The organism is Alicyclobacillus fructus, assembly GCF_017329605.1.
In the GTDB taxonomy this organism is placed as follows: domain Bacteria; phylum Bacillota; class Bacilli; order Alicyclobacillales; family Alicyclobacillaceae; genus Alicyclobacillus; species Alicyclobacillus fructus.
In genome coordinates this window covers 104,962-126,299 of the sequence record NZ_JAFMTY010000006.1, presented here as the reverse complement: position 1 = coordinate 126,299, position 21,338 = coordinate 104,962, and the positions used below count along the sequence as shown (strand labels likewise).

23 protein-coding genes, 1 pseudogene and 2 riboswitches are annotated in these 21,338 nt (G+C 60.1%); of the genes and pseudogenes, 21 read left to right on the top strand and 3 right to left on the bottom strand.

Annotation, left to right across the window (positions count from 1 at the left end; translation table 11 throughout):
• Positions 1 to 20 precede the first annotated feature (20 nt).
• Positions 21 to 153: riboswitch (cyclic di-AMP (ydaO/yuaA leader) on the top strand.
• A 57-nt stretch (positions 154 to 210) separates the two neighbouring features.
• The 7 genes and pseudogenes from J3481_RS14815 to J3481_RS15045 all read left to right on the top strand — a co-directional run.
• Positions 211 to 345 (top strand): hypothetical protein, encoded by a 135-nt coding sequence (locus J3481_RS14815; RefSeq protein ID WP_268884303.1) that lies wholly within the window; start codon positions 211 to 213, stop codon positions 343 to 345.
• 178 nt (positions 346 to 523) lie between these two features.
• Complete coding sequence (rplS, locus tag J3481_RS04745; protein WP_206830823.1) at positions 524 to 868, top strand: 50S ribosomal protein L19; 345 nt, start codon at positions 524 to 526, stop codon at positions 866 to 868.
• Positions 869 to 937: 69 nt separating this feature from the next.
• A complete protein-coding gene (gene ylqF / locus J3481_RS04740) occupies positions 938 to 1,828 on the top strand; it encodes a ribosome biogenesis GTPase YlqF (protein ID WP_236011161.1) in 891 nt (296 codons plus the stop codon).
• A gap of 80 nt (positions 1,829 to 1,908) precedes the next feature.
• Positions 1,909 to 2,556 (top strand): ribonuclease HII, encoded by a 648-nt coding sequence (locus J3481_RS04735; RefSeq protein ID WP_206830821.1) that lies wholly within the window; start codon positions 1,909 to 1,911, stop codon positions 2,554 to 2,556.
• The gene (locus J3481_RS04730) at positions 2,546 to 3,688 is read left to right on the top strand and encodes a hypothetical protein (protein ID WP_206830820.1); all 1,143 of its coding nucleotides are present in this window, start codon (positions 2,546 to 2,548) and stop codon (positions 3,686 to 3,688) included. The genes J3481_RS04735 and J3481_RS04730 overlap by 11 nt, the downstream gene beginning before the upstream one ends.
• Positions 3,675 to 3,932: an EscU/YscU/HrcU family type III secretion system export apparatus switch protein gene (locus tag J3481_RS04725; protein WP_206830819.1), complete on the top strand. Its 258-nt coding sequence runs from the start codon at positions 3,675 to 3,677 to the stop codon at positions 3,930 to 3,932. Before J3481_RS04730 ends, J3481_RS04725 begins: the two co-directional genes overlap by 14 nt.
• A gap of 4 nt (positions 3,933 to 3,936) precedes the next feature.
• Positions 3,937 to 4,182, top strand: a pseudogene (locus J3481_RS15045) (YraN family protein); the annotation flags it as partial.
• On the opposite strand, the gene J3481_RS04720 reads toward J3481_RS15045, so the two are convergent.
• Both J3481_RS04720 and J3481_RS04715 read right to left on the bottom strand, forming a co-directional pair.
• Positions 4,168 to 4,962, bottom strand: coding sequence for a polysaccharide deacetylase family protein (locus J3481_RS04720; RefSeq protein WP_206830818.1), 795 nt, complete (start codon positions 4,960 to 4,962; stop codon positions 4,168 to 4,170). The pseudogene J3481_RS15045 and the gene J3481_RS04720 overlap by 15 nt on opposite strands.
• A 79-nt stretch (positions 4,963 to 5,041) precedes the next feature.
• Complete coding sequence (locus tag J3481_RS04715; RefSeq protein ID WP_206830817.1) at positions 5,042 to 6,505, bottom strand: YifB family Mg chelatase-like AAA ATPase; 1,464 nt, start codon at positions 6,503 to 6,505, stop codon at positions 5,042 to 5,044.
• A gap of 129 nt (positions 6,506 to 6,634) precedes the next feature.
• On the opposite strand from J3481_RS04715, the gene J3481_RS04710 reads away from it, so the two are divergent.
• The 6 genes from J3481_RS04710 to J3481_RS04685 all read left to right on the top strand — a co-directional run bounded on the left by J3481_RS04710 (position 6,635) and on the right by J3481_RS04685 (position 12,477).
• Positions 6,635 to 7,015 carry a hypothetical protein gene (locus J3481_RS04710; protein ID WP_206830816.1) on the top strand — a complete coding sequence of 127 codons (381 nt, stop codon included), beginning with the start codon at positions 6,635 to 6,637 and terminating at the stop codon, positions 7,013 to 7,015.
• 187 nt (positions 7,016 to 7,202) lie between these two features.
• Positions 7,203 to 8,357, top strand: coding sequence for an ADP-forming succinate--CoA ligase subunit beta (gene sucC, locus J3481_RS04705; RefSeq protein WP_206830815.1), 1,155 nt, complete (start codon positions 7,203 to 7,205; stop codon positions 8,355 to 8,357).
• A gap of 13 nt (positions 8,358 to 8,370) precedes the next feature.
• Complete coding sequence (gene sucD / locus J3481_RS04700; RefSeq protein ID WP_206830814.1) at positions 8,371 to 9,270, top strand: succinate--CoA ligase subunit alpha; 900 nt, start codon at positions 8,371 to 8,373, stop codon at positions 9,268 to 9,270.
• Positions 9,271 to 9,398: 128 nt separating this feature from the next.
• Positions 9,399 to 10,502: a DNA-processing protein DprA gene (gene dprA, locus J3481_RS04695; RefSeq protein WP_206830813.1), complete on the top strand. Its 1,104-nt coding sequence runs from the start codon at positions 9,399 to 9,401 to the stop codon at positions 10,500 to 10,502.
• Between the two features lie 236 nt (positions 10,503 to 10,738).
• A complete protein-coding gene (locus J3481_RS04690) occupies positions 10,739 to 11,467 on the top strand; it encodes a L,D-transpeptidase family protein (RefSeq protein ID WP_328702041.1) in 729 nt (242 codons plus the stop codon).
• A 79-nt stretch (positions 11,468 to 11,546) separates the two neighbouring features.
• Positions 11,547 to 11,689, top strand: a riboswitch (cyclic di-AMP (ydaO/yuaA leader).
• A 5-nt stretch (positions 11,690 to 11,694) separates the two neighbouring features.
• Entirely contained in the window at positions 11,695 to 12,477 is a 783-nt protein-coding gene (locus J3481_RS04685; RefSeq protein ID WP_206830811.1) for a cell wall hydrolase, read from the top strand.
• A gap of 62 nt (positions 12,478 to 12,539) precedes the next feature.
• Here the strand turns inward: J3481_RS04685 and J3481_RS04680 are convergent, their stop codons facing one another.
• Positions 12,540 to 13,427 (bottom strand): MYG1 family protein, encoded by an 888-nt coding sequence (locus J3481_RS04680; RefSeq protein ID WP_206830810.1) that lies wholly within the window; start codon positions 13,425 to 13,427, stop codon positions 12,540 to 12,542.
• A 256-nt stretch (positions 13,428 to 13,683) separates the two neighbouring features.
• Here J3481_RS04680 and topA point away from each other — a divergent pair, with 256 nt between their 5' ends.
• The 8 genes from topA to J3481_RS04640 all read left to right on the top strand — a co-directional run bounded on the left by topA (position 13,684) and on the right by J3481_RS04640 (position 21,316).
• Entirely contained in the window at positions 13,684 to 15,774 is a 2,091-nt protein-coding gene (topA, locus tag J3481_RS04675) for a type I DNA topoisomerase (protein ID WP_206830809.1), read from the top strand.
• A 12-nt stretch (positions 15,775 to 15,786) separates the two neighbouring features.
• Positions 15,787 to 17,100 carry a methylenetetrahydrofolate--tRNA-(uracil(54)-C(5))-methyltransferase (FADH(2)-oxidizing) TrmFO gene (gene trmFO / locus J3481_RS04670; RefSeq protein WP_206830808.1) on the top strand — a complete coding sequence of 438 codons (1,314 nt, stop codon included), beginning with the start codon at positions 15,787 to 15,789 and terminating at the stop codon, positions 17,098 to 17,100.
• Entirely contained in the window at positions 17,097 to 18,020 is a 924-nt protein-coding gene (locus J3481_RS04665; protein ID WP_206830807.1) for a tyrosine recombinase XerC, read from the top strand. The genes trmFO and J3481_RS04665 overlap by 4 nt, the downstream gene beginning before the upstream one ends.
• Entirely contained in the window at positions 18,010 to 18,555 is a 546-nt protein-coding gene (gene hslV, locus J3481_RS04660; protein ID WP_206830806.1) for an ATP-dependent protease subunit HslV, read from the top strand. The genes J3481_RS04665 and hslV overlap by 11 nt, the downstream gene beginning before the upstream one ends.
• Positions 18,556 to 18,566: 11 nt before the next feature.
• Positions 18,567 to 19,961: an ATP-dependent protease ATPase subunit HslU gene (gene hslU / locus J3481_RS04655; RefSeq protein ID WP_206830805.1), complete on the top strand. Its 1,395-nt coding sequence runs from the start codon at positions 18,567 to 18,569 to the stop codon at positions 19,959 to 19,961.
• Between the two features lie 201 nt (positions 19,962 to 20,162).
• A complete protein-coding gene (flgB, locus tag J3481_RS04650; protein ID WP_206830804.1) occupies positions 20,163 to 20,567 on the top strand; it encodes a flagellar basal body rod protein FlgB in 405 nt (134 codons plus the stop codon).
• Between the two features lie 5 nt (positions 20,568 to 20,572).
• Positions 20,573 to 21,007 carry a flagellar basal body rod protein FlgC gene (gene flgC / locus J3481_RS04645; RefSeq protein ID WP_206830803.1) on the top strand — a complete coding sequence of 145 codons (435 nt, stop codon included), beginning with the start codon at positions 20,573 to 20,575 and terminating at the stop codon, positions 21,005 to 21,007.
• 12 nt (positions 21,008 to 21,019) lie between these two features.
• Positions 21,020 to 21,316, top strand: a complete 297-nt coding sequence (locus tag J3481_RS04640) for a flagellar hook-basal body complex protein FliE (RefSeq protein WP_206830802.1) — start codon at positions 21,020 to 21,022, stop codon at positions 21,314 to 21,316.
• Positions 21,317 to 21,338 lie beyond the last annotated feature (22 nt).

Genomic DNA, 21,338 nt, shown 5'->3' with positions numbered 1-21,338 from the left:
ATGGTGCGGTATAATCGCAGCATGACCAATCGCTGAGTTCCGTGTTGGAAGCGGAGGACCCAAGATTTCGGGGTGAATCGCAACACGTCGTTGCGTAGGGGCTCCTACACCCGAACCCGTCAGCTAACTCCGTAAGCGTTGTAGGAAGGTCAGGTGTTCCAAATCGGAACTTGGCTGAGAGGCAATCTTTCAGTCAAGGAGCTGATCGAAATGGTCATGAAACCGGAATTGACACAGTATGCGCGCGACTTGGAGATCCAGCATGCTCTAAAGCGCATGGAGCGCGGCGAGGAGCGGGGCACGTCCAAGGTCACGCGCAAACGCCATGGCCAATCCGTTCGGTGAACGCAGTCGGGCGTCAGAAGGCGCCCGATTTTCATTTGTGGCGAATGGCGGTCATCGGTGCGCGCCGTGTCGAAAAAAGCCTGGCGTTCATCGAATGAGTAGGCTATAATGTTCCGGGTAATCACAGTGGTCCTCTGTCCATCGGGGCATGAACACTGGCTGGGAAGGGAGGTCTACCATGAACTTGCTACGTTCAGTGGTGGAAGACCAACTCCGTAAAGACATTCCGGATTTCCGCCCGGGCGACACGGTGCGGGTTCACGTGAAAGTCCGCGAAGGCGGCCGTGAACGCATCCAGGTGTTTGAAGGCGTCGTGATTCGCCGCCGCGGCAGCGGAATCAGCGAAACCTACACGGTGCGAAAGGTTTCGTACGGGGTCGGCGTCGAACGGACGTTTCCGCTGCATTCTCCGAAGGTGGACAAGATTGAAGTCGTCCGTCGCGGGAAAGTGCGCCGTGCGAAGTTGCATTATCTTCGCGGCCTATCTGGCAAGGCGGCGCGGATTGCAGAAATTCGGCGGTAAGACGCCCCAAAGCGCAGGGACTGTCCTGCGCTTTTTTCATGCATCGAGGACATGGAAGGTGATAGGTGTTTGCCTATTCAATGGTATCCTGGACACATGGCGAAGGCGAAGCGCCTGATGGCGGAGCAACTGCGCGGCGTGGACGTGATCGTCGAATTGGCCGATGCGCGGTTGCCTCTGTCCAGTCGCAGTCCGGTTCTTGACGAACTCGCGCGCGGCAAACCTAGGCTCCTGGTCTTGACCCGGGTCGATCTGGCCGATCCCTATCGGACGGAAGCTTGGGTGACTTGGTTTCAACGCAACGGCGTGACGGCCATTCAGGTGAATGCGAGAACGGGTCAAGGCGTTCAAGGGTTCAAGCGGGCGCTGGACGATCTTGTGAGGTCGAAGGTGCATCGGGCGCGCGCGCGCGGCATTGAGCGCGTGATCACGCGCGGCATGATCTGCGGGATTCCTAACGTGGGGAAGTCTTCTTTCGTCAATCAGTTGGCCGGACGGGCAGTGGCCAAGACGGGGAATCGACCGGGCATCACGCGCGCTCTGCAGTGGATCCGCGTGGGAGGCACGGAGCTCTTGGACACGCCGGGTGTTCTTGCGCCCAAGCTTGCCACCGAGGAGCAGGGATTGAAACTTGCCGCGAGCGGTGCCGTCAAGGAAGAGATCTTTGAGGCCTACGAAGTCGGCGCGTACGTGCTGGCGTACATGAGCCAGAGGTATCCTGAACGCCTGGAAGAGCGTTACGGCCTGTCGATCGAGCAACCCGTCCTGTGGACCAATGTTCAGGAGGTGTGGCCCCTGGTGCAACCGTGGGTTGAGCGGATCGGCCGCATGCGCGGGGCGCTCGCAAGCGGCGGGCTGGTCGACGAGGAACGCGTGGCGAAGATGGTGCTTCGCGACCTTCAGGAAGGCAAACTCGGTCCCGTCACACTGGAGTGGCCTGAAGACGTGCACGCATCCTAAGACACCAGCAAAGGAATTCTCTTCGGCGCGATGGCGAAGTCGTCCTCGGGCGAGGTAGACTCACAGCGAGGAGGTGTCGGATGGAGGCATGGATGAGGCGTTATCGCCTGGATCTGGCGTTGAGCGGCGGATGTATAACAGCCGGTGTCGATGAGGTCGGTCGGGGATGCATTGCGGGACCTGTCGTCGCGGTCAGCGTCGTCCTGCCGATGGACGTGAACACGTATCGCGAACTCGGCGATGTCATGGATTCTAAGCAGGTGAAGCCAGACGTGCGCCGGCGCCTGGCGGAGCGCATCCGGTCACGGGCGTTGGGGATCGGCGTGGGCATGGCGAGCCCTGAAGAAATCGATCGCCTGAACATCTTGCAAGCTACCCATCTCGCCATGCGGAGGTCACTGGACGCCTTGGACGTTCCCGTGGCGCTCGCGCTGGTCGATGGAAATCGGGCCTTTCGGCACCGCGTTCCGGTGTTGCCCGTGGTGGACGGCGACGCGCGATCGTTGCCCATTGCCGCGGCTTCCGTCATCGCAAAGGTGTTTCGGGACGATCTCATGGCGAAATTGGACGAGGGTTTTCCTGGCTATGGCTTTTCCGAACACGTCGGTTACGGGACACGTGCGCACTTGGAAGCTCTGAGGCGCCTGGGACCTTCTGTGGTGCACCGACTGTCGTTCGGGCCCGTGCGGGCCTGCCTGAACGAGGAGGGCGTAAACTATGGATCCTAGCATCCGCCGGACGGCGCCAACCGAACTCGGGCCCATGACGCGCGCCGTCGATCGCGCCCCACCTACCCATTCGGAGCGAACGGATCGCGGTACATCCCGCATTTTGGACGCGGAGGCCGTTTCGCGCCCCGAGCATGAGCCGCCTTCGGATGGTTTGGCCGAAGCTTCGGACCTCGTACCCTACGAGATCGTCCGTGACGAGGCGCTGTGGACCAGTGAGCGGGGATGGAGGACGGCGCTGCTGAATCTCCTCCTGGCTGACAGGGTGTGGGAGTCGCTTCAACCTGTGCGTGAACCTGGTGGACAACTCGAAGGGGAGTCGAATGCGGCGAAAAACCCAACCGGCGGTGAGCTGCGCGATTCGGCCGTGCAGAACTCTGAAACTGCGACTCACGAGAGCCGCGGGGACGAGATGTCCGCAAGTGCCGCGCTGATCACGTCCCGAGCGCCGGGTGGCGAGCGCGCATCTGGAGGGGTGGAAGGAGAGCGTCCAACTGGCCGAGTCCAATCCATGGATGAAGCGCATCCGCCTGAAAGTGGTCAAGTGGTGGATGGGGTTCTCGCCGGAACGGTGAAACATCTATGGTCTGTGATGCGCCAACTCGCCCGATCGGCTGAAGGAAACTCGACCATTCGCCTTCGGGAACATCCCGGATCTTCGCTGATTTCATTCGCTTCGATGGGCCGCGATTGGATTCATCAGGTGGCCGAACCGGCCGATCAGGCCAAACTCACCAACTGGGTTCTCCTGGACCGCCTTCTTGCATCGGTGGCTCCCCACCCATTTGATCGCCGGGGCGGCGGGTTATTTTGCATCCCAGAGTCTGTTCGGCGTGATCATTCGCTGGCCATCCGTTGGCGGGCGGAGCGCCGGACCCGCATGGGGCCGAAAGGCAAGCTCGTGCATCGTCTCCGTCTCGATCTCGAGCTCGACGGACGCGCCTTGACATGCGTACTCACGGCGCAAAGGCCCGCGCTGCACGTGAACATCATCTGTCCGCCAGATGCGCCGTTTCTCAAGTACCTGCAGGCGGCGGAGCCCCACGTGGCGCCTTCGCTGAAGGCGTGTGGATGGGATCTCACGTCGTGGACGGTCACCGCTAAGGGGGATGATGGCGATGCAACCTCCTAAACGAGCCGTCGCACTGCGTTACGACGCGCAGCGCGACGTTGCACCTCGTGTTGTTGCCAAGGGCTCAGAAGAAGTGGCAAAAGCCATGCTCCGCGTGGCAGAAGATCATGATGTGCCCATCTTGGAGCAACGCGAATTGGTCGACGCATTGTTTCATCTCGACGTCGATCAGGTGATTCCTCCCGAGATGTATCAAGCGGTGGCCGAGATCTTGGCCTATATCTACCGATACCGCAGGGCGTGATGGCATGCCGTCGGATCGACGCGAACTGGGGGCTTTTGGGGAGTTCTTTGTCAGCCAATACCTTGAGCGTTGCCTCGGTTGGTACGTGATCGAGCGAAATTGGAGAACTCGCTTCGGCGAGCTCGACCTGATCGCGGAAAACGATCAGGAACTCGTCGCCGTTGAAGTCAAGACGCGGACATCGCCGATTGGAGACCATCCCATCTCCGCCCTGCGCCCAGCGCAGATTGCGCGATTAGTCGCGACCCTGTCGGCATACGCGGCTCGCGCCGACCGTTGGTCGGCGTTTGCTGTGGACGTCGTGGGCGTCACGTGGCGCCAGGGCACGGTCGTCGATTTTCGGCACGAACGCCTCTACCCGGAGTGAGTCGTCGACGGGCAGTGTCTTGAACGTGTAGCCATCCCGGCGAAAGTCGCGGATGATGCGCGGCATCGCCTCGACGGTGTATCGGCTTGGGCTGATGCCGTCGTGAAACAGAATGATGGAGCCGTCGCGCGCGTGCCGCTCGACCTGAGTCACAATCGCGTTTGCGGACTTGGCCTTCCAATCCAGGGAGTCTACCGTCCACAGGGCAATCGGATGCCCGAGTTTGTGCACACATTCGATTTCCTTGGCGTCGATGGAACCGTACGGGGGCCTGTAGTATACGGGTTTGGTCCCGCACGCCTTGACGACCGCCGTGTCCGTCTTGCGGATGTCGAGCATGACTTCGTCCAGCCCGTGTTTTTTGGGATCAAAGTGTGCAAAGCCGTGGTTCCCGATCTCATGCCCTTCCCGCTGAATGCGGCGCACGATATCAGGAAATTGTTCACATCGGTGTCCCACCACGAAAAACGTCGCCGGAATACGATTGTCGCGCAGGATGTCCAACAACTTGGGCGTGTAGCGTTGACTCGGCCCGTCGTCAAACGTGAGGTACACGACCTTGCCTTGCTTTTTCGACGCGGCCTGCGCGGTCGGCGCGGCTTCGGCCAGGAGTGTCGTGGATAGGGCGAGTCCCATGAGCGCGAGCGCGATCCGGCGAGGCACATGCCGACCCTCCCTCCTGCGATCACCTCAGTGCGTATAACTTGCTTCAAATCGCTGTTCCTATGCCCCAGGTTTTCGCTTACATCATCGCGTTACGGACCGGAGACGCGAAGCCCGGATTTCGCCAGATAATCGCCTCGTCGACATCCGGCGCCAGGACCTCGTCCCTCCCCTCGAGTGCTGCGATGGTGGACGCAATCATGGCGATTTTTTGCCGATCGCGCTCTGAAGCCCGCAGTCGCTCGCACGCGCGCGCCAGGGCCTTCTGCCCGGCGCCGGTCATCGCAGACTCCCCGGGTCTCGGACATCGCGCCAAAATCGCGGCGGCCGTGCTCACTCTCTTCTCCCAGACGTGGAACGGTTCGACGTCCACGTGCTGCCCCACCTCGCGATTGACGTGGTGAATGATGTCGATCCGATCCAAGACCGGCCCCGGACAGCGCGACCAATACCGCCGGATTTCGGTCTCGGGGCAGGTGCAATCTCCATAGCCTCGATATCCGCACGGGCAGGGATTGGTGGTCGCCACCAGCGTAAATGACGCCGGCAACACGAGGGGCTTGCCGTTCGCCATACACTCAAGGGAACCGCGATCCAACGGCTCTCTTAGGGCGTTCAGCGCCGCGTGCGAGAACTCGAGAAACTCGTCTAAGATCAGAATTCCGCGATGCGCCAAGGTGACCTCTCCGGGTGTCGCAAACCGTCCTCCGCCAAGGAGGGTGCGAACCGAGGCGGTATGGTGAGGTCTGCGGACAGGCGGGCGTAGCGTGAAACTGTACGCGGGGTTCACGATCTCGTGCCACGCTGCGACTTCCAAGGCTTCGTCCTCTGTGAGATCGGGCAGGAGATGGACGAACGCGTCCGCCAGGGTGGTCTTGCCCACCCCGGGTGACCCGACAAGCAACAGCGCGTGCCGGCCAGCCGCGCAGATCGCGAGCAATCTCGTTTCCACGCGATGTCCGACGAGGGGGAAGCAAGTTCCGTCGGCCCATCGGCCTTCAGCCGTTTGGCGGGACGGCCGCTCCGACGAAGGACGAGGGTGTCGAAGTTCCGCGACGACATCTTGGAGATGCTTGGCCCGCACGACCCGAAACTGCTCTTCCAGTGGCCAGGGAAGGGATTGGTCCGCGCTGATACAAAGCGAGCTCCATCCTTCTTCGCGCATGCGCAGTCCGATGGCGGTCAGGCCTGCCTGCGGGATCAGGGCTCCGTCGAGCGCGAGTTCGGCCACGAAGATGGTGGGGTCGTCCTGCGAGGGCAGAGCCGACGAGGCCCGGAGGATGGCCACAGCGATGGCGAGATCCAGCCAAGAGCCCTGCTTTTTCACGCCTGCCGGCTGGAGGTTGACGGTGATGCGGCCTTTTGGGAAAGGCAGTCCGGCGTGGTGAAACGCCGAGCGGACTCGGGCTTTCGCCTCACTGACCGAGGAGTCCGGCAAGCCGACCATGGTGAAGCGGGGGAACCCGGGCCCAACGTCCGCTTGCACGCGGATCAGCTGTACGTCTGCGCCGTGGCGCGTGGCGCCATACGCATATCCCAGCAATGTTGATACACCTCGCTTTCGGAACTTTTCACAACCTACGTATAGCAATAACTCGGTGCATGAGCCATAATGTAGGGAAGAATCTCGTTCGCATCGTCCAGGTAAGGCGAGTCTCAGGAGGGAGCCATCATGGAGAACCCGCGAAAACGGATGGCGAAAGGGGACGCGGAGGGGCGACGCGGTCAAGTGATCGACTTTCGTGCGTACCAAAAGCGGCGCCAGCGGCGGCTTTACCGGGGGCTGCCCACGGGAGGCGATCGTTTCGTCGTCCTTCGGGGAGGAGCAATGGTGTTAGCGGCCGCATCGGTGGTCCTGGCCGTACTTGGACTGACCCCAGTGGCGTGGAAAGAAAACGCGCTGGTCGCCAGTCTGTTTGCCGATACGGTCGCCCTGGCTCTCGGCGTCATCCTTCACGTGTTGCGCGATCGCGCTTCGATGCGGATACTGGGTGCGCTCGTCGGCGTCTTCGCGTTTTCGTATCTGTGCAGTTTGTTGCACAGCGCGCTGTAGATAGGCTGTCACCATTTTGTCAAGGTTATCTGTATGCGTTTTCATCGTCTCAACCGGTCAAGACGTTGTCAAACGTGCCGCGAAGTTCTATTCTGATAGATGGCACAAGGTCGGCAGACGGCATGGCAACGTTTGTCCGGTTTTTTTGTGCGCCGTATCCGTAGGGGGACAAAGGAGGACGGACATCGTGAACATCCACGAGTATCAAGCGAAGGCCATCCTGGCCGAATTCGGCGTCAAAGTCCCGCGCGGCAAAGTGGCTTTTACGGTTGAAGAAGCTGTGGAAGCGGCGAAGGAACTTGGTGGAAAGGCCGTTGTCAAAGCTCAGATCCACGCCGGCGGGCGCGGGAAAGCGGGCGGCGTCAAGGTATCAAAGTCCCTGGAGGAAGTCGAGGCGAACGCGCGCGAACTGCTTGGCAAGCGGTTGGTGACGCATCAGACGGGGCCACAGGGGCGGATCGTGCGGCGTCTGCTCATCGAAGAGTTGACAAACATTGAAAAGGAGTACTACATAGGGCTGGTTCTCGACCGCTCGCAGGGGCGCCTGGTCATGATGGCATCGCAGGAGGGCGGCGTCGAGATCGAGGAAGTGGCGGCGAAGCACCCTGAAAAGATCTTTCGTGAGACGATTGATCCGCTGACCGGGCTCACGCCGTTCCAGGCGAACAACCTGGCGTATAAGCTCGAGTTGCCACAGAACGCGGTGAAAAAGGCCGCGCAATTCATGATGGCGCTTTACAACGCCTATGTGGCCAAGGACTGTTCCATCGCGGAGATCAACCCGCTTGTCCTGACGTCAGAGGGTGACATCATCGCCCTCGACGCGAAGCTCAACTTTGACGACAATGCGCTGTACCGGCATCCGGAAATCGTCAGCCTCCGCGATGAGGACGAAGAAGATCCGAAGGAAATCGAGGCTTCGAAATACGGCTTGAGCTATATTGCGCTTGAGGGCAACATTGGCTGCATGGTGAACGGCGCAGGTCTGGCCATGGCGACGATGGACACCATCAAGTATTACGGCGGAGAGCCGGCGAACTTCCTGGACGTTGGCGGAGGCGCCAGCGAAGAGAAGGTGACGGCGGCGTTCAAGATCATCTTGTCTGATCCGAAGGTGAAGGGCATTCTCGTCAACATCTTTGGCGGCATCATGAAGTGTGACGTGATCGCCAACGGTGTCGTGGCGGCCGCGAAGCAGGTCGGGCTGGACAAGCCGCTGGTGGTGCGCCTCGAAGGCACGAACGTGGAAGCCGGAAAGAAAATCTTGAACGAATCGGGTCTCAAGCTGGTCGCGGCGGATTCGCTTGCGGACGCTGCCCAAAAGATCGTGGCGCTGGTCTGAGGAGGGACACTCGATGAGCATTCTGGTGAACAAGGAAACGCGCGTCATTACTCAAGGCATCACCGGATCCGCCGGCCTGTTTCACACGCAACAGGCGCTCGCCTACGGCACGAAGGTCGTCGGTGGCACCTCCCCGGGCAAGGGCGGCACGAAAGTCGAAGGATTGCCGGTGTTCAACACGGTGGAGGAAGCGGTGCGCGAGACGGGTGCCAACGCTTCGGTCATTTACGTTCCCCCTGCGTTTGCGGCCGATGCCATTATGGAAGCCGTTGCGGCAGGGCTTGACCTCGTCGTGTGCATCACCGAAGGGATCCCCATTCTGGATATGGTGAAGGTCAAGCGGTACATGGAGGGCAAGAAGACGCGCCTCATCGGTCCGAACTGTCCGGGCGTGATCACGCCAAACGAATGCAAGATCGGCATCATGCCGGGCTACATTCACACGCCAGGAAAGATCGGCGTGGTGTCTCGCTCGGGGACCTTGACCTACGAGGCCGTGTACCAGCTGACGCAGCTCGGCCTCGGCCAGTCGACCGCCGTCGGGATCGGAGGCGATCCGGTCAACGGAACGAATTTCGTGGATGTGCTGAAGATGTTCAACGAAGATCCCGACACCGAGGCGGTGATCATGATCGGCGAGATCGGTGGGTCGGCAGAGGAAGAAGCCGCGGAGTGGATCAAGGCCAACATGAAGAAGCCGGTCGTCGGCTTCATCGCGGGCGCCACCGCGCCTCCGGGGCGCCGCATGGGTCACGCGGGTGCGATTGTGTCCGGCGGTTCCGGCACAGCGCAATCGAAGATCGAGAAGATGAAGGAGTGCGGCATTCGCGTGGCACCCACGCCGTCCGAAATGGGATCGACGCTGTATCAGGTACTGGAAGAGCGCGGTTTGCTCGATCGCTGCAGGTCCTGATGGTTTCCCGCTTTCGAACGCAGGAGTTCGCTTGGTTCGCCAAGCGAACTCTTTTTTTCTTCTACGTCATGGACGGCAAGCGCCCGCGGCGGGTACGATGCGAACAACCAACGAAGGGAGGAAGGCGGTTGAACGAGGAGGAGCTTGCGGTCGTGTGGTCCTTGTGTCCAGGGCTTCCCCCCAGCACATTGCGGCGCCTTGTGAATGCGTTCGGAGGCATTCGGGCCTTTCACGAAGCGGACGTGGCGGCCTGGATCGAAGTGGGCCGCGTGGACGCGGCGCAGGCAACTCGCATGGATGCCTGGCGCCGAAGTGGGGCTTCCGCGAGTCGCATACGACAGCGGCTGGAACACCAAGGGATTGCCGTGATCGCGCGCGGCGATGAGGCTTATCCTGCTCGCCTGCTGGATCTCCAGGAGCCGCCGATGGCGCTGTACGTGCGCGGGCGGGCGGATCTGCTCGCATCTGAGCGCAGTGCCGTGGGCATCGTCGGAACGCGACGTATGACCAGCTACGGCATGGAAGCGGCCAGGTGGATCGCGGTGGAAGCGGCACGGCGGAACGTCGTCGTCGTTTCGGGGCTCGCCATCGGCATCGACGCGACTGCCCACGCAGCAGCGCTGGAGATGGGAGGCCCTACCGTCGCCGTCTTGGGATGCGGCATTGATCGGTGCTATCCCCCGTCTCACCGAAGGCTCTACGATGCCGTTGCGTCCAACGGAGCGCTTGTCAGCGAATATCCTCCTGGCACACCTGTGCGAAAGTATCACTTTCCCGAGCGCAACCGGTTGATCGCAGGATTGAGCGAAGCCGTGGTGGTGGTTCAGGCAGGGGAAAAGAGCGGAGCGCTCATCACCGCGCACTTTGCGCTGGACCTGGGGCGCGACGTGTACGCCGTCCCGGGACCTATCACGTCGCGCGCCAGCCGGGGCGTGAATCGCCTGCTGTTTGACGGCGCGACTCCGCTTGTCGATCCGAACGACCTCTTTCACGGTCATGCGGATGTCGAAGTGGCCGCTGAACGTTCCCTACCCGCTCATCTCGAGCCGTGTTACCGAGCGCTCGAGCGCCATCAGCCTGTGCGGGCAGGAGAACTCGCGGCGTTAGCCCAGCTCGATCTCGGCTATGTGTTCGGGGCGCTGTTGGAACTGGAGTTGTCACGTGTGGTCACGCGTCATCCGGACGGAACGTATCACTTGCTGCCGAGCAACATGCATGGGGTTCGCGAGTGATCCAAACAATGGAATGTTCGGCGTGTCTCCAGTGGCCCATCCTACAGGTGGTCGCATGGGAGGTGCACTGGATGAAGCGCGCGTTCGCAACAGGCGCTCGGACTTTCGTCATAGGCGCGATGGCGGCGCTTTTGAACATAGGCGCACAAGTTCGGTGTTGCGCGGGGGTTGCCATTCAAGACATGAGCGATAGGGGGAACAGCACGAAGACGGCTGCCGGAGGTTTGGATTCCTCTGTGTGGACGGTAGGGGATGCTGGTGAACCCATTCGCGTTCTTCATGTGCTGCTGTCCGAACTGGGCTACCTTCCTTTAAGCTACCATCTGGCTGTCCCGACGGATGGTCTTTACGCAGTGGATTGGACGTGCGGACCTGTTGGCTACTGGACTTGGCACACAAGCGACGCACCTTCTGAACTCATCGGTTTGTGGAATCCAGAGAAGTATACGGAGATGACGAAGGGTGCCGTGATGCGGTTTGAAGCAGATCACGGCCTGCGCGTCGACGGCTACACCGGGCCCAGGGTCCGGCGCGCGCTCGAGCTCGCGGCGGCTCTCCATCTCACGGCTGGCCAACCGTACCGATCCGTCATCGTCGATCCGTCTATCCCTCAACGGTTGTGGGTTTGGGAGGATGGTCGTGGCGTGGTGTTTCGTTCTCTTTGCAGTACCGGCGTACCTGCAGCGCCCACACAGCCCGGTGTGCATGCCATCTTTCTGCGGAGCCGAGAGCAGACGATGCAGGGGATCGGCCCCAGCGGACGGCCTTACCGGGTCGAACACGTGCCGTACGTGAGTTTTTTCTACGGCGAGCAGGCCGTGCATGGGTTCCGTCGCCCAACGTATGGCATCCCTCAAAGCGCGGGGTGTGTCGAACTGCCCATCAGCGCCGCCCAGCGCGTTTGGCAACTCTCGGACTACGGTACGCTGGTGATCATCTCGCGGCCCACCAATGGCACGAAGTAGGCCAACTCGCGATCCGTCCCCTGCATTGTCAAGAAATTTGGGTTTCCGCCCCGCGCGCACGTTGATATGATCGACGTCGTCCAGAACTTTGCCGAATCGCGCGCAGGCGCGTACGGGGGATGCAAGGCCCTTGTGCCTTGGGGTGAATCGCGCCATCAGGCGCGAAGGGGACTCGTTACCCGAACCCGACAACTAACCTCGGAGGCGTAAACGAGAGGATGGATGAAATGAACGTTCGATCTTGGTGTGTCGCGGGATGTGCGACAGCCTTGACCGCGGTTTTAGGCGTGTCCAGCGTCTTTGCGGATACCGTCACTGTGGAACCTGGGCAATCGCTGTGGACGATCGCGCATGCCCACGGTTTGCCCGTGCAGCTTGTGGAGTGGGCAAACCCCAATGTCAATCCCCTCAACTTGCAGGTCGGCAGTGCGGTCCGCGTCCCTGACGTCGAGGATGTCGCGGTTCAGCCCGGAGACACGCTCTTTCTCATCGGAAAACGGCACGGAGTCTCGATGAATGCGATGTTGGCGGCCAATCCCGGCGTCAACCCGCGCAATCTTGCCATCGGTTCCATGGTCCGAGTTCCGGTGAGCTCTTCTTCAGACGTCGCAAAGGCCCATGTTGCCGCATCCATGCCCGCCACCAGCAGCAACTTGTACTGGCTGGAACACGTCATTCACGCGGAGGCTGGAGGGGAATCGCTTCAAGCTCAAATCGCGGTTGGTGACGTGATCATGCATCGCATCGCCGCGGGCGGATACGGGAACACGGTGCAGCAGGTCGTGTTTCAAGTGAGCGACGGTCACTATCAATTTGAAAGCGTCGCGAATGGCTATATCTATTCTCAACCGGATGCGCAGAACGTAGAGGCGGCCCTCGACGTGCTGAAGGGCGAAGACGTCGTGCCTGGGGCGTTGGTGTTCTACAATCCTTCCCAGACACCGGCAGACAGCTGGGTTTGGCAACAGCCCGTGGTCACTCAGATTGGCGATCTCGTCTTCGCCAAATGAAGCGGACCGTAGAGCCAGGGTCATGGACTGACTCTGGCTCCTCACATAGGTTGAACGGTTCGTCACAAATTCGATGGCTCGGCTGAGAGAGCCTCTTCAGCCATTCGCAAAATCCCGTCGAGCGTCTCCGCACCTGCGATGAAACGCGCTGGGTGGCAAAACACCGCATCTTCCACTCCGCAAACCGAGATGAGTTCGTCCCCCTCTTTTCCCGCCCACTCCATCGGCAGGGGCTTGCGCGCCTCAAACGTTCCAGGTCCTTTCGGAACCACTTGGAGTCGATACTGGCCTGTTTTATCTGGAAATGCGACGTACAGCACTTCTCCGGCCACATCGATTTCAAGAAGCGTTTCCGTCCATGGGCAACAGGTGGGCAGCACCAGCAGTTCAGGCTCCTTGCGGTTCGCATACGCCGTCTTGACAATCTCAATGGCCTGAATGCGGCTGATCTCGTGCTGCGCGTAGTTCATCAGGATCTGCGTCGCAAAGTTCAGGGCACGTTCAAACGCCTGGTTTTCGTCTTCCGGAGAGTTCCAAGGCGGGTTGAAGGAACCCACCAGTTCGGAGATCCCCTTGATGCGCATGTCGCGCTCCAGATCGATGCCGTTGTCGATGGCGTCAATGGCCTGGAACAGTTTGTCGTCCATGTTGTTGCAGACTTGTGCGCGATCCTCTTCGCGTTCCACGCCGAGTTTTTCCAAGAAGCGATCACCGTAGTCCCGCCAGATGAGGCCGGCCGAAGCGTAGGGAATGCCGTTCTGGCGATGGACTTTTTGCACCGTATGATGATCATACGGGCCTCCCCCGACGTCCACCACCAGGTCGCACTGGGCCAAAAGAGTCTTATTTCGCGTTCGGACGATCTGCGCATCTGGGTAAATCTGCTTTACGATAGCTACAGCGAACACTTCATCCGCATGGAATTTCCCATGGTGCGTACCTATCTTCATAAGGATGTGAACCACCTTGCCACCGGATAGCCGGTATCACCGGCCTTTGCCTTCACGTTACCATTCACCAAGCCTGAAGCACAACTGGAACTTTGGTGCCAACAGCCGCTTTGGTCTAGCGGCGATTTGCTCGGCCCGAGAGCGCCGGAGACCCAGGGGGTACCACCTCGGTTTGCAAACGAAAGGATCCCGGTGATAATATGGTTTGAACCAAGGACAGGGTTTGCCAAGGCTGCGACGAATGGAGGATCGTGGCGTGTCAGACTATCTGGTCATCGTCGAGTCGCCTGCCAAGGCGAAGACGATAGGGAAATATTTAGGGAACAAATATACGGTGAAAGCTTCCATGGGCCACGTGCGAGACCTGCCGAAGAGCCAACTCGGTGTCGATGTGGAACATGGGTTTGAACCGAAATATATCACCATTCGCGGAAAGGGCGACGTCATCAAGGCGTTGCGCGAGGCGAGCAAGAAGGCCAAGAAGGTGTATCTTGCGGCCGACCCCGATCGCGAGGGGGAGGCCATCGCGTGGCATTTGCAGCATTTGCTCGATCTCAATCCCGATGACGATTGTCGCGTGGTGTTTCACGAAATCACCAAGGATGCGGTGAAGCAGGCGTTTCAGCACCCTCGCAAAATCAATCTCGATCTCGTCAATGCCCAGCAGACCCGGCGGATTTTGGACCGACTTGTGGGTTATAAATTGAGCCCATTGCTGTGGAGAAAGGTGAAAAAGGGGCTCTCAGCGGGCCGTGTCCAATCGGTGGCACTTCGGCTCATCGTGGATCGCGAAAACGAGATCCGGGCTTTCCAGCCCGAGGAGTACTGGACCGTGGACGCGCACGGTCAGGTTCGCGGCAAGAAGCTCGTGGCACGGTTTTATGGATACGGCGAGGAAAAGACACCGCTTCCAAACGAGGCTGCCGTTCGCGAGCTTCTGGCGCGCGTGGAAGGTCACGCGCTGACGGTGCGGCACGTGAAGAAGTCGGAACGGAAGCGAAATCCGGCCGCGCCGTTTACGACGAGCAGTCTGCAGCAGGAGGCGGCTCGGAAGCTGGGGTTTCGCGCGTACAAGACCATGCAGATTGCTCAGCAGCTGTATGAGGGCCTCGATGTCCCGGGCGAAGGTACGGTCGGTCTGATCACGTACATGCGCACGGATTCGACTCGCATCGCTCAATCAGCGCAGAATGAGGCACGGGCTTACATTCGCCAATCGTTTGGCGATGACTATGTGCCCGAGAAGCCGCGGCAGTATGCCAAGAGCGAAGACGCCCAGGACGCACATGAGGCCATTCGCCCGACGTCCGTGATGCGCCACCCGGAACAGTTAAAACCTCACTTGTCGCGAGATCAGTATCGGCTCTACAAACTCATCTGGGAGCGCTTTGTCGCGAGCCAGATGGAGTCGGCCGTCCTCGATACGACGTCGGTCGATCTGGAGGCAAATGGCGCGTGGTTTCGCGCAACCGGTTCGGTTGTGCGCTTTCCCGGATTCATGGCGCTCTACACGGAGGGCCGCGACGATGACGCGGACGAAGAAGAGGGCAAGCTTCTCCCGCCTCTCACGGAGGGTGACGTGGTCGAGGTGAAGGAGTGGAAGCCCGAGCAGCACTTCACTCAGCCGCCTCCGCGCTATACGGAATCGTCGTTGGTCAAAACGATGGAAGAACTGGGCATTGGCCGTCCAAGCACGTATGCACCCACCATCGACATCCTTTTGAAGCGCGGATACGTCGTGCTCGATCAAAAGCGGTTCGTGCCGACCGAACTCGGCGAAGTGGTGGTGAACATCCTCAAGGAACATTTTCCACAGCTGATCGACGTGTCTTTTACGGCCGACATGGAAAGCCGCCTGGATAAAGTCGAGGAGGGCGACGCGAACTGGATCGAGTTGCTCGATCAGTTTTATCACGACTTTGAAAAGGATTTGAAGAGGGCGGAGAGTGCTCTGGGACACGTCGAGCTCAAGGACGAGGTCTCGGATGTCCCCTGCGAAAAGTGCGGGCGCCTCATGGTCTACAAGACCGGCAAGTATGGAAAGTTCCTCGCGTGTCCTGGGTTTCCGGAGTGCAGGAACACCAAGCCCATTCTGAAGGAGATCCCCGTTCCGTGTCCAAAGTGTGGGAAACCTCTGGTCGAAAGGCGGGGAAAATCGCGCAAGCTGTTCTACGGATGCAGCGGCTATCCCGAGTGCGATTACGTCTTGTGGCAGCGCCCGACGGGACAAGTGTGTCCGGTGTGCGGACATCCGATGATCGAAAAGGGCGGCAAAGGGAAGTCGATCATCGTTTGCAGCAATGAAAAGGCGCACCCGATGGTCGCCTCGGAAGCGCAGGCAAAATGAGGAGGTGGTGTGATGGCAGAGGTGACGGTGATTGGCGCCGGACTTGCAGGCTCGGAGGCCGCGTGGCAGGCGGCAAATCGAGGAGCGAAGGTGAAGCTGTACGAGATGCGTCCGATTCAGATGACGCCGGCCCACCATACAGATCGATTTGCCGAACTGGTCTGCACCAATTCGTTGCGCTCGAACAGCATCACGAACGCGGTCGGCCTTCTCAAGGAGGAGATGCGCAGGCTCAATTCCGTGATTATGCGCGCTGCGGACGCGCACGCGGTCCCTGCGGGGAACGCGCTTGCCGTCGATCGCGACGGGTTCTCGCAACGCGTCACGGAACTGGTCGCCGGGCATCCGAATATCACGGTGGTGCGCGAGGAAGTCAGCCGAATTCCTGAGGAGGGCGTGGTCGTGATCGCAACTGGCCCCCTCACATCGGCGTCGCTCTCGGAAGATATTCGACGTCTGGTGGGGCATGGAGATCTGTACTTCTACGACGCTGCCGCTCCCATTGTCACCAAGGAGTCCATCGACATGTCCAAGGTGTTTTTCCAGTCAAGATACGACCAGGGAGACGACGCCTATCTCAACTGTCCCATGACCGAGGCAGAGTTCGAGGCGTTTTACGACGCGCTGATTCACGCCGAATGCGCGGAACTGAAAGACTTCGAAGAGGAACGGTATTTCGAAGGGTGCATGCCCATCGAGGCGCTCGCCAAGCGAGGCAAGCAGACGCTGCTGTTTGGTCCGATGAAGCCCGTGGGGCTTCGCGATCCAAGGACCGGAAAGCGTCCGTTTGCGGTGGTTCAACTTCGACAGGACAACGCGGCCGCCACGCTCTACAACATGGTGGGCTTTCAAACCCACCTGAAATGGGGCGAGCAGAAGCGGGTGTTCCGCATGATTCCGGGGCTTGAGCAGGCCGAATTTGTGCGATACGGCGTCATGCATCGGAATACGTATATCAACAGCCCCGCGGCGCTTCTGCCCACGTATCAGGCCAAGGTGCGGCCCACGCTGTTTTTCGCGGGACAGATGACGGGCGTGGAAGGGTACGTGGAATCCGCCGCCTCGGGACTCATTGCGGGCATCAACGCAGCTCGAGTGGCTGCCGGTCAGGACGCGCTCGTCTTTCCTCCGACAACGTCGATGGGCAGCCTGGCGCACTACATCACGCACGCCTCACCGAATGGATTTCAGCCCATGAATGCCACATTTGGCATTTTTCCTCCGCTCGAACCTCCGGTCAAAGACAAGAAGGCGCGTTACGAGCGGTATGCGGCGCGGGCGTTGGAAGACCTCCAGATGTTCATGCGGGAGTTGGAGCGAGTGTGACCCTTTCCGTCGCGGATGCAGTGCAGGCGTTTCTGGATGACGCAAAACTGCGGATGAGCCCTCGCACAGTGCGCAGCTATCGGCAGGACCTCGCCGCCTTCGCGAAGTGGCTGGGCGATCACGGCGTTCACCAACTGGAGGCGCTCTCCGTTCGCGACGTGCGCGCGCACGCGAGTGAGATGTTGGCGCGCGGGGCGGCGAAAGCCAGCGTCGCAAGGAGGCTTTCGTGCCTCAGGAGTTTTCTTCGGTTCTGCTCGGAACGAGGATGGATTCAGGGAGGCATCGCTGAGAATGTCCGGCTTCCGAAGCGGGATCGGCGTCTCCCAAGGTTTCTGCACGAGGAAGAGGCGGCGGCGCTTATCGATCACATTGCCGGGTCCGATTTTTTGGCCTTGCGAGATCGAGCGCTGTTAGAATTCCTGTATGCGACAGGTGTGCGCGTGAGCGAATGCGTGAACCTGGATGTGGGCGATCTCGACTTGACATCCGGGTTCGCCCGCGTGCTCGGCAAAGGCGGACGTGAGCGGTACGTGATCGTCGGGCGCCGCGCGGTCGACGCGCTTCGGCGTTACCTTCCGCTTCGCGATCGACTGGCCAAGGAGTCCGCCGTCTTCATCAATCGCCGCGGCGGCCGTTTGACGGATCGCAGCGTGCGGCGAGTGCTGGAGCGGCGAATCGAAGAGGTCCCGGGACTCAGAGCTATTCACGTGCACGGCCTTCGGCATTCGTTTGCGACCCACATGTTGAACGGCGGAGCGGATTTGCGCAGCGTTCAGGAACTGCTGGGGCACGCGAGTCTGTCGAGCACGCAGATTTATACGCACACCAGCCGCGAACAGTTGGCGCGTGCGTACTACGCGGCACACCCGCGTGCGCGGCGAGCGACAAAGGAACGGGAGTCGAACGAAGATGGGATATGAGATGCACGGCACGACGATTTTCGCCATGCTGAGAGACGGGCGCGGAGCCATGGCTGGCGACGGCCAGGTCACATTTGGCAACAGCATGGTGATGAAGCACGGTGCGCGCAAGGTGCGAAGGTTGTATCACGATCGCGTGGTGGCGGGGTTTGCGGGATCGGTCGCCGATGCGTTCACCTTGTTCGAGAAATTTGAGAAGAAATTGGATGAATTTCAAGGCAATCTTCCGCGCGCGGCGGTCGAACTCGCGAAGGAGTGGCGATCCGACAAGATTCTTCAGAAACTGGAAGCGATGCTGATCGTCATGGATGCGCGGGATCTGCTGATCGTGTCGGGCGGCGGCGAAGTCATTCAACCGGACGATGGCATCTGCGCCATTGGCTCGGGTGGGGGCTATGCGCTTGCGGCGGGCCGTGCGCTGGCGCGGAACACGCAACTGGAACCTGCCGAGATCGCGCGGCAGGCGCTTGTCATTGCCTCGGAAATTTGTGTGTACACGAACGACCAGATCGTGCTGGAGACCGTTGGGGTATAGGGGGATGGCTCATGCCCAATGAGCGAGAGTTGACGCCAAGGGAGATTGTCGAATATCTCGACCGATACATCGTCGGTCAGAAGAAGGCGAAGCGGGCGGTGGCCATCGCGCTTCGGAACCGGTATCGCCGCTCGAAATTGTCACCCGACATGCAGGCCGAGGTGACACCGAAAAATATTCTGATGATCGGCCCCACGGGCGTGGGAAAGACGGAGATCGCTCGGAGGCTGAGCAAACTGGTTGGCGCTCCGTTCATCAAGGTGGAGGCCACGAAGTTCACGGAAGTGGGCTACGTTGGGCGCGACGTGGAGTCCATGGTCCGAGATCTCGTCGAGACCGCGGTTCGGATGGTGAAAGCCGAACATGCCGAACGCGTGAAGGGTGAGGCGGAAGCGCGGGCGAACGACCGCATCGTCGAGGCGCTGGTGCCGGATCCGGGGGCGAGATCGCGCGCGAGGAATCCGCTGGAGATGCTGTTCAGCGGGGGGTTCGCGGCAGATAGGCCTCAGGAGCCGTCCTCGGACCAAGTGAGAGAAGAGCGCCGCCGCGTAAAGCAGAAGCTGCTCATGGGAGCGCTCGAGGACCACTACGTAGAAATCGATGTGGAAGAGCAGGCGGGACCCATGGCGCTGGGATTCATCCCTGGCATGGGGGCGGAGGGGCTCGGCAACCTCCAGGAGATGCTCGGCAACCTGCTTCCGAAGTCCACGAAAAAGCGGAAAATGACCGTGCGAGAGGCCAGGAAGGTGCTCACGCAGGAGGAGGCCCAGAAACTCATCGACATGGACGCGGTGACGGCCGAGGCCATTTACCGCGCGGAGAATCACGGCATCATCTTCATCGATGAGATGGATAAAATCGCTGGGCGCGAGACACACGGACCGGATGTGTCGCGGGAAGGGGTTCAGAGAGATATTCTCCCGATTGTCGAGGGATCGACCGTCTCCACGAAGTACGGAGCGGTCAAGACCGACTACATGCTGTTCATCGGTGCGGGAGCCTTTCACGTCGCGAAACCTTCGGATCTGATTCCTGAGTTGCAGGGTCGCTTTCCGATCCGGGTGGAACTGGAACCGTTGACCAAGGAGGACTTCGTCCGCATCCTGCGGGAACCCGAGAACTCGCTCATCAAGCAGTACACGGCCTTGCTGGAAACCGAGGGGATTCGCGTGCAATTCACGGACGAGGCCATCGAGCGAATTGCTGAAATGGCGCAGAAGGTCAATGAGGAAACCGAGAACATCGGCGCTCGGCGTTTGCACACCTTGGTGGAGAAAGTGCTGGAGGATCTCTCGTTCGAGGCCCCCGAAATTCGCCTCGGCGAAATCAAAATCACCAAGGAATACGTGGATGAGAAGCTCGGCGACATTGTGCAAAATCGAGACCTGAGTCAATTCATCCTTTGAGGCGAAATCGCCTTTTGGATGGGCCAGCTCCGCTGGTGCCATCCTTTTTTTGTTTTTGATGGATGTGTGGAGTCAACCGAACCTCGTCACGAGATCCATAAGAAAGACTTAACTGCGGCGAGCAGGATTCCGACTCATTGCGACGAATTTGTAGTTTCGATCTGAAGTTCGTCGAATTTTGTCGGAGGAGAGCAAAGGGCCATGACGGTGTTTGAACTGATGCAGAGTGCTCTCGACGCATCGACGCTCCGCCAGGCGGTGTATGCAAACAACATCGCGAATGCGGGGACACCCGGGTACAAGCGCCAGGATGTGGCGTTCGAGACCCTGCTTCAGAGCGCTCTCGCGAACGGCACAGGAACTGGATTTGGCCAGGATCGGATTCCTAGCGATGCGGGACAGCCGAGCCTCGACACGAGCGCATTGCCAGATGTCACGCCTGTCGTGTATACCGATACGTCCACAACCGTGAACAGCAACGGAAACAACGTGGACGTCACAGAGGAAATGGTGCTGATGGCTGAAAACCAGGTGCGCTACGACACGCTGGTGCAGGATCTTTCGGATCGGCTGAATCGCCTGCGGACGGCCATCATGGGGAGCTGAGTTCCATGTTTGACAACACGAGCATGAATATCTCGGCGAGCGGGCTCGCGGCGAACCAACTGTGGCTCAATGTCATCGCCAACAACATTGCCAACGTCAACACCACGCGAACTCCGCAGGGGGGACCCTACAGGGCCGAGATCGTCAACTTCGCGCCGGTATCAGGCCAGGTCTCCTTTCAGACTGCCTTTGGACAGGTGGTCCAGGGGATCGGCGGCGGCGTGGAAGTGACCGGCATCACTCAGGATACGAGCCCGTTTCAACTCATTTACGATCCGTCGAGTCCCGATGCCGTCAACGGCTATGTAGAGAGTTCGAACGTCAATCTGACGACGCAGATGATCGACTTGATTCAGGCGACGCGCGCGTATCAGGCCAACGCCACGGCGTTCGACGCCGCCAAGCAAATGGCGTTGACCGCGCTCGGCATCGGCAAGTGAGGAGGATGGCGGATGATTGTCCCTGTAGCAGCGGCCGCGTGGAACACCCAGTCCGGATTGACTTCCGCGACGGGGGGGTCAAGTGGCGCGATGAGCTTTTCGGACTATCTCGGAAAGGCCTTGGATGAGGTCAATCAGCTGGCATCACGCGCCGATGACTTGGCCGTGGAGTACGCGAGCGGAGGAGAGGTGTCCACTGCGGACTTGATGATCGCGGAGACGCAGGCTTCGCTCGCGGTGAACATGCTGTCCCAGGTGGCGACGCGGGTTCAGCAGGCGTACACGACCTTGATGAACATGCAGATTTAACTCATCACGAGGGGGATAGGGT

What these genes read in the sequence shown, in the direction of transcription:
- flgB (WP_206830804.1), top strand. Translation starts at nt 20,163, where the DNA reads ATGACGGTGTTTGAACTGATGCAGAGTGCTCTCGACGCATCGACGCTC.
- J3481_RS04730 (WP_206830820.1), top strand. Translation starts at nt 2,546, where the DNA reads ATGGATCCTAGCATCCGCCGGACGGCGCCAACCGAACTCGGGCCCATG.
- hslU (WP_206830805.1), top strand. Translation starts at nt 18,567, where the DNA reads ATGCCCAATGAGCGAGAGTTGACGCCAAGGGAGATTGTCGAATATCTC.
- J3481_RS04735 (WP_206830821.1), top strand. Translation starts at nt 1,909, where the DNA reads ATGGAGGCATGGATGAGGCGTTATCGCCTGGATCTGGCGTTGAGCGGC.
- rplS (WP_206830823.1), top strand. Translation starts at nt 524, where the DNA reads ATGAACTTGCTACGTTCAGTGGTGGAAGACCAACTCCGTAAAGACATT.
- J3481_RS04725 (WP_206830819.1), top strand. Translation starts at nt 3,675, where the DNA reads ATGCAACCTCCTAAACGAGCCGTCGCACTGCGTTACGACGCGCAGCGC.
- hslV (WP_206830806.1), top strand. Translation starts at nt 18,010, where the DNA reads ATGGGATATGAGATGCACGGCACGACGATTTTCGCCATGCTGAGAGAC.
- J3481_RS04640 (WP_206830802.1), top strand. Translation starts at nt 21,020, where the DNA reads ATGATTGTCCCTGTAGCAGCGGCCGCGTGGAACACCCAGTCCGGATTG.
- sucD (WP_206830814.1), top strand. Translation starts at nt 8,371, where the DNA reads ATGAGCATTCTGGTGAACAAGGAAACGCGCGTCATTACTCAAGGCATC.
- J3481_RS04685 (WP_206830811.1), top strand. Translation starts at nt 11,695, where the DNA reads ATGAACGTTCGATCTTGGTGTGTCGCGGGATGTGCGACAGCCTTGACC.
- flgC (WP_206830803.1), top strand. Translation starts at nt 20,573, where the DNA reads ATGTTTGACAACACGAGCATGAATATCTCGGCGAGCGGGCTCGCGGCG.
- J3481_RS14815 (WP_268884303.1), top strand. Translation starts at nt 211, where the DNA reads ATGGTCATGAAACCGGAATTGACACAGTATGCGCGCGACTTGGAGATC.
- J3481_RS04680 (WP_206830810.1), bottom strand. Translation starts at nt 13,427, where the DNA reads ATGAAGATAGGTACGCACCATGGGAAATTCCATGCGGATGAAGTGTTC.
- J3481_RS04710 (WP_206830816.1), top strand. Translation starts at nt 6,635, where the DNA reads ATGGAGAACCCGCGAAAACGGATGGCGAAAGGGGACGCGGAGGGGCGA.
- trmFO (WP_206830808.1), top strand. Translation starts at nt 15,787, where the DNA reads ATGGCAGAGGTGACGGTGATTGGCGCCGGACTTGCAGGCTCGGAGGCC.